Source organism: Burkholderia sp. Ac-20379, assembly GCF_017104645.1.
In the GTDB taxonomy this organism is placed as follows: domain Bacteria; phylum Pseudomonadota; class Gammaproteobacteria; order Burkholderiales; family Burkholderiaceae; genus Burkholderia.
In genome coordinates, this window is sequence record NZ_JAAGPF010000375.1 from 1 (window position 1) to 6351 (window position 6351).

General features: G+C 72.5%; 6 protein-coding genes and 1 pseudogene. 3 read left to right on the forward strand and 4 right to left on the reverse strand.

What is annotated here, in order from left to right:
- The 4 genes and pseudogenes from G3N92_RS35160 to G3N92_RS29230 form a co-directional block, all read right to left on the reverse strand.
- A pseudogene (locus tag G3N92_RS35160) lies at positions 1-479 on the reverse strand (hypothetical protein); the annotation flags it as partial.
- A 106-nt stretch (positions 480-585) separates the two neighbouring features.
- Positions 586-1521, reverse strand: a complete 936-nt coding sequence (locus tag G3N92_RS29220) for an anti-sigma factor (protein WP_206131052.1) — start codon at positions 1519-1521, stop codon at positions 586-588.
- Positions 1518-2066, reverse strand: a complete 549-nt coding sequence (locus tag G3N92_RS29225; protein WP_206131053.1) for an RNA polymerase sigma factor — start codon at positions 2064-2066, stop codon at positions 1518-1520. Before G3N92_RS29225 ends, G3N92_RS29220 begins: the two co-directional genes overlap by 4 nt.
- A gap of 222 nt (positions 2067-2288) precedes the next feature.
- Entirely contained in the window at positions 2289-3233 is a 945-nt protein-coding gene (locus G3N92_RS29230) for an SDR family oxidoreductase (protein WP_206131054.1), read from the reverse strand.
- Between the two features lie 462 nt (positions 3234-3695).
- Here G3N92_RS29230 and G3N92_RS29235 point away from each other — a divergent pair, with 462 nt between their 5' ends.
- From G3N92_RS29235 to G3N92_RS29245, 3 genes are all read left to right on the forward strand, one after another.
- Positions 3696-4295 carry a DUF2760 domain-containing protein gene (locus G3N92_RS29235; protein ID WP_206131055.1) on the forward strand — a complete coding sequence of 200 codons (600 nt, stop codon included), beginning with the start codon at positions 3696-3698 and terminating at the stop codon, positions 4293-4295.
- Positions 4292-6139 (forward strand): Hsp70 family protein, encoded by a 1848-nt coding sequence (locus G3N92_RS29240; protein ID WP_206131056.1) that lies wholly within the window; start codon positions 4292-4294, stop codon positions 6137-6139. Before G3N92_RS29235 ends, G3N92_RS29240 begins: the two co-directional genes overlap by 4 nt.
- On the forward strand, positions 6139-6351 hold a 213-nt coding region (locus G3N92_RS29245; RefSeq protein WP_206131057.1), incomplete at its 3' end, for a hypothetical protein. The genes G3N92_RS29240 and G3N92_RS29245, both read left to right, overlap by 1 nt.

Sequence of the window (6351 nt, forward strand, 5' to 3'; positions counted from 1 at the left end):
TACGCCGCCGCGAGCCACACGGCCGGCCGCGCCGCGCGGCGTTTCGCGAACGGCAGCACCACGCCGGGCAACGACGCATCGGGCAGCGAATCGGGCAGCGAATCGGGCAGCGAATCGGGCGACGCATCGGATGCCGGGCCGGACGCCGAATCGGACAGCGCTGCAGGCCCGGCTTCCGGCGCCCGTTCCTGGCGTGTCGGCCGATCCGATGCGGGCCGCGCGTCTTGCCGCGCCGGCTGCGGCTGAACCGCCTGCGCCGCGCTCGCCATCGCCTCGATCCGCAGACGCAGCGCATCGGGCAGCGGCGGCAGCGATTGCGCCGCGAACGCCTGCCGATACGGCAGGCGCGAGGCGCGCAGCCGCGCCACCTCGTCGCGGAGCGCCGACGATTCGGCCAGCGCCTGCTCGACCGACGCCGCGGCGGCTGGGCTCAGCTCGCCGTCGGCATACGCGATCAATGTGCTGTCGTCGGGTTTCATCTGGCGCAAATGGTGTGGCAAGCGGCCTGGCCGCGGCTCGTCGTTAGCAGATCGCTATGATACGCATAGTTCCCGCCTATCGACGCTTGGCGCCCCGGGCGTGCGATCAGGCACGCGGAGCAGGCGCGGCCACCTCGGCCGAGCCGATCGTGGCCGGCGCCGGGCCGTCGTAGAGCTGCTTGCCGAGCCCTTCGAGATCGACGTCGCCGGGCGCGGCGATCAGCGCATAACCCAGCTCGCCGCGTCGCCACGCCACCACCGACATGCCGTCCACCTGCTGGCTCGACGGCGCCGCATCGCCCTTCGCGACGCGCAGCACGCACAACGCCACCGGCTTGCCCTGCTTCGGCAGATAGACGATCTGCACGAGCGGCTTGTCGTGGAAGCGCAGCCGCTGCACGCGCTTGAAGGTCAGGCCCTCGCTGCTCAGATCGGGAATCCGCACCGGCAGATGATCGGCGCTCTGAATGTCGGCCACCGTGGCGGCCGTCGCGGCCGCGTCGGGTTGCAGCGACGCGATCGTGTCGCGCACGTAAAGCTGCTGATAGCCGGCCGCGGCGCGAATCCAGGGCGCCATGCCGCCCTGGCTCGCCACCGTGGCAAGCCCCGCGCTCTCGCGCAGCGTCGGCAGGAACTGCAGCGCCAGCCCGCAGCAGAACGCGCCCGCCACGAACGCGACGGCCAGCTTCGGCCACGTGAACGCGGCCGGCTTCGGCGCGCGCGGGCGCAGGCGGTGCACGTTCGGCCCGAGCGATGCTTCGGGTTCCTCAGTGCCGGCCGGTGCGGCGGCAGCCGATGCAGCGGCCTCCGCCTCGCGATGCCGGCGGATCATCGCTTCCACGTTGCGCGTCAGCGATTCGGGCACGGGCGGCAGCGACTGCTGCCCGAACGCCTCGCCGTACGGCAGTTGCGACGCGCGCAGCAAGGCCACGCGCGCCGACAGTTCCTCGGATGCGCCGATCGCCTGTTCGATCTGCGCGGTGTCTTGCGGCGACAGTTCGCCGTCAACATAAGCCAGCAGGCTGGCGTCGTCGGTCTTCATCGCGCGGCTCGTTTTGGGGGAGAAGCGGCCGCGTCGTCGCGCGGTCCGAACTGGGCGCCGATGGTCTGCCGCGCGCGCGACAGCCGGCTCATGACGGTGCCGATCGGCACCTCGAGCACATCGGCAGCCTCCGCATAGCTGAGGCCCTCGACGGCCACCAGCAGCATCACGATCCGCTGCGCTTCCGGCAGGCGCTCCACGGCGGCGATGACTTCGCCGCTCAGAAGCAGATCTTCGGGATTGCGCGCGTCGGGATCGGCGACCGTTTCGAGGAAATTGTCGTCCCATTCCATGCTGGAGCGGCTGCGCACGTTGCGCGCGCGCAGCTCGTTGATCCAGGTGGAGTGAACGATCGAGAACATCCAGCTCAGCGGCGCGGTGCCGGGCTGCAGTTGGTGAGCGCGTTCGAGGCCGCGCACGCAGGCACGCTGGAGCACATCCTCCGCGTCGTGCTGGTTGCCGCACAGGCGCAGCGAGAAGGCCCAGAGCCGCGGCAACATGCCAGGCAGCAGATTGGGCAGACTCTCGACATCTGCTGTTGACATGATGGCTAACTGAAAGCGAGGTTGCCGGCTGGCGCACCGGACGGAATCCGGCTGCGGGCGAGCCGAGGGAAAAGGCTCGCGGATTGTACCTCGGCCGATTCCCGCTTGCGAAGGCTGACGCGCGGCGGAAAATCGTCCGAACTCCTGAAGGATTTCAAACCGAAAGCCGCGCGTTTCGGGGCCAGGGCGCGGAGGCGTTGCGGCCGGGGGCAACACTCGGCGTCAGAGCGCTTCCCCCGCCGCCAGCACCGCCCGGATCGCCGTGTCGAACGGCGTGCGCCGACCGATGCCGAGCGCCGCCAGCCGCGACGCGTCGAGATGGCAATCGTACGGGCGCGGCGTCGCATCGCGCGGCTCGGTCACGGCCGTCAGGCGCGGCGCGATGCCGAGCGCGGCGGCGATGCGCACGGCGATCTCGTGCTTGGTCATCGGCTCGTCGCCGGACCACTGGCACAGCCCCGTCACCGTCTGCCCGGCCGCGTGGCGCTCGGCCAGTTGCGCGATCGCGAACGCGACGTCGGGCGTGGCGGTGGGATAGCGGATCGCCCAGGCGTCCATGTCGACCGGCGCGGCGCCCGGCCGCGACGACGCGACGATCGCCGGCACCAGGCTCGTCACGGCCGAATCGGCCCAGCTCAGCGCCGGGCCGAACAGCAGCGGCAGACGCAGCACGCAGGCGCGCGGCGAGGCGGCCAGCAGCGCCGTCTCGCCGTCGGCCTTGCTGCGGCCGTAGGCGTTGAGCGGCGCGGGCGCGTCGGTTTCTCGGTATGGCGCGGCGCGGCCGTCGAACACGTAATCGGTGGACATCGCGAGCGTCCATGCGCTGCCGGCCTCGGCGCGCGCGGCGATGTCGGCCGGGGCCGTCACGTTGATGGCGCGCGCCGCCTCGGGCTGGCGCTCGCACACGTCGGGCCGCCGCTCGGCCGCGCAGACGATCACTGCGTCGGGCCGCTGCGCGGCGAAGAAGCGGTCGAGCGCGCGCGGGTCGAGCACGTCGAGCGGCGCGAGCGCCTCGGGGGCCAGCCCGGCCAGGCGCGCGGCGGCTTGCGCGGTGGCGCTGCCCGGATCGCGGACGGTGGCGACGAGCCGCCATTCGCGGCGCGGCGCGAGCGCGGCGGCCACGGCGCGGCCCAGCAGGCCCGATGCGCCGATCAGAGCGAGTTTCATCCGGCGTTCTCCTGAGATTCCCGGCAAGCGGGCGGGCCACCATTGTGCCGGTAGCGGCGGCGAGCCGGGCGCGGGGAGCGCTGGCCTAGCGGCACGCGTGGCCTCCGCCCTCCACCGTCGCCATCGCCGAACCGCTACCGCCCTGCGCCGCACGACATCTCGCCCCGAACGCCGCTGCGCCACAGGCGCGCCTCATGCGACGGCCGCCACCGGGACACTCACCGCCAACGCGCCGCACTCTCCCGCCACCGGCCCGCCCCGCTGCAACGACCGCAACGATTCCGCCCCCGCCCGCCGCCCCTTCCCCGCCATCTCCCAGGCGACTTTTGAGCGGGGCCAGACCACAACAAGGCAAAATACGGGTTTTTCGAGACTGCACCGGTCTCGTCCCGTCCCTGCCGGCAGCCTGGGCCGGCGCGCCCCACGCGCGCGCCGCCCGCCTGCCCACCGGAGTTGCATGACATGCCTGAATCGAATCTGTCCTTCGCTGGCCGCCTGTCGGTGGCCATCGGATCGTTCTTCGCCATCCTCGGCAACGGCAAGCTCGCCGCCGAGGTGCGCGACCTGCGCAACGGCGTCGCGCCCGCAGCCGCGCCCGTCGCGCAAAAAGCGCCCGAACCCGTCGCGGCCAAGCCGGCTCCGGCCCCCGCGCCGCAACCGCCCGCGCCCGTGATCCAGGCCGCCAGCCCCGACGCCGCGCTGCAACTGCTCGGCCTGCTGCAGAAGAACGCGCGCCTCGTCGATTTCGTCGAGGAAGACATCGCCGCCTACGCGGACGCCGAGATCGGTGCGGCCGCGCGCCTCGTGCACGAAGGCTGCCGCGCGACGCTGCGCGAGCACTTCACGATCCGCCCGGTGCGCAGCGAAGCCGAAGGCGCGCGCGTGACGCTCGCGGCCGGCTTCGACGCCACCGCGAACCGCGTGACCGGCAACGTGGTCGGCGCCGCGCCGTTCACGGGCACGCTGAGCCATCGCGGCTGGCGCGCCGAGGCCGTCAAGCTGCCGAAGCTGGTCGAATCGCACGACGTGACGGTGATCGCGCCGGCGGAGGTGGAGCTGTGAGCGATCCGCGTTACTCGATCGGCATCGATCTCGGCACCACCCACTGCGCGCTGTCCTACGTCGATCTGGCCGCCAGCGACGGCGACGCCGCCGCGCAGCAGGTGCTGCCGGTCGCCCAGCTGAGCTCGCCCGGCGCGGTCGACACGCCGGCGCTGCTGCCCTCGTTCCTGTACCTGCCGCATCCGGGCGAACTGGCCGCGGGCGACCTGACGCTGCCGTGGACGGCCACGCGCGATTACGCGGTCGGCGAAATGGCCCGCAGCCGCGGCGCGGGCACGCCGATCCGGCTCGTGTCGAGCGCCAAGAGCTGGCTCTGCCACCCCGGCGTGGATCGCCGCGCCGCGATCCTGCCGAACGACGCGCCGCCCGAAGTGGAGCGCGTCTCGCCGCTGGAAGCGTCGGTGCGCTACTTGACCCACCTGCGCGAAGCCTGGAACCACGCGCACCCCGACGCGCCGTTCGCCGAGCAGGACGTGACGGTGACGATCCCCGCCTCGTTCGATCCGGCCGCGCGCGAACTGACGGCCGAGGCCGCGCAGGCCGCCGGCTACAGCCGCATGACGCTGCTGGAAGAGCCGCAGGCCGCGCTCTACAGCTGGATCCAGAAGAGCGGCGGCGGCTGGCGCAAGGACGTCAAGGTCGGCGACATCATCCTCGTGGTGGACGTGGGCGGCGGCACCACCGATCTCTCGCTGATCGCGGTGGTCGAGCGCGAAGGCAATCTCGAACTGCACCGCGTGGCGGTGGGCGAGCACATCCTGCTCGGCGGCGACAACATGGATCTGGCGCTCGCGCACGTGGTCGCGCGCAAGCTCGCCGCGCAGGGCACGCAGGCCGATCCGTGGCAACTGCGCGCGCTGACCTACGCATGCCGCGGCGCCAAGGAAACGCTGCTGACCGACCGCAGCGTCGAGACGGTGCCGCTGGTGGTGCCGAGCCGCGGCTCGAAGCTGATCGGCGGCTCGATCCGCACCGAGCTGACGCGCGCCGAACTCACGCAGATCCTGCTCGAAGGCTTCTTCCCGCAGGTGGATTCCGCCGCCCGCCCGGTGGTGCGCACGCGCGCCGGCCTGACGCAACTGGGCCTGCCCTACGCGCAGGACGCCGGCATCACGCGCCATCTGGCCGCGTTCCTCGGCAAGCAGGTCGGCGCGCTGGCCGAACTCGAAGGCCAGCCGTTCGCGGCCAACCCGGCCGCCGGCTTCCTGCATCCCACCGCCGTGCTGTTCAACGGCGGCGTGTTCAAGTCCGACCTGCTGACCGAGCGGATCCTGTCGATCCTGAACGGCTGGCTCGCGGCCGAAGGCGCGGCCCCGGCCCGCCTGCTCGGCGGCGCGGATCTCGATCTCGCGGTGGCGCGCGGCGCGGCCTATTACGGCTACGTCAAGCGCGGCCGCGGCGTGCGGATTCGCGGCGGCACGGCGCGCGCCTATTACGTGGCGATCGAATCGGCGATGCCGGCGATCCCCGGCATGGAGCCGCCCATCTCGGCGCTGTGCGTCGCGCCGTTCGGCATGGAAGAGGGCTCGGACGCCGCGCTGCCCGAACAGGAATTCGGCCTGGTGGTGGGCGAGCCGGTGCACTTCCGCTTCTTCGGCTCGTCGGTGCGGCGTCAGGATCAGGTCGGCACGATGCTCGATTACTGGTCGGCCGACGAACTGCAGGAGCTCGAGGCGATCCAGGCCACGCTGCCGGCCGACGGCCGCACGCCCGGCGAGATCGTGGCCGTGAAGCTGCATGCGCGCGTGACCGAGGCCGGCACGCTCGAACTCGAAGCCGTGCCGCGCGGCAGCGGCGAACGCTGGAAGGTGGAGTTCGACGTGCGCGGCGGCGCGAACGCCTGATGACGCGATACGTCGTCGGGATCGACCTCGGCACCAGCAATACCGTCGTCGCCTACGTCGAGGCGGGCGGCGCGCACATCCGCGTGTTCGAGGTCGAGCAACTGGTGGGGCCGGGCGAAGTGGGGGCCGCGCCGCTGCTGCCCTCGTCGCGCTATCACCCGGCGGCCGGCGAACTGGCCGCCGGCGCGCTGGCGCTGCCCTGGGGCGGCACG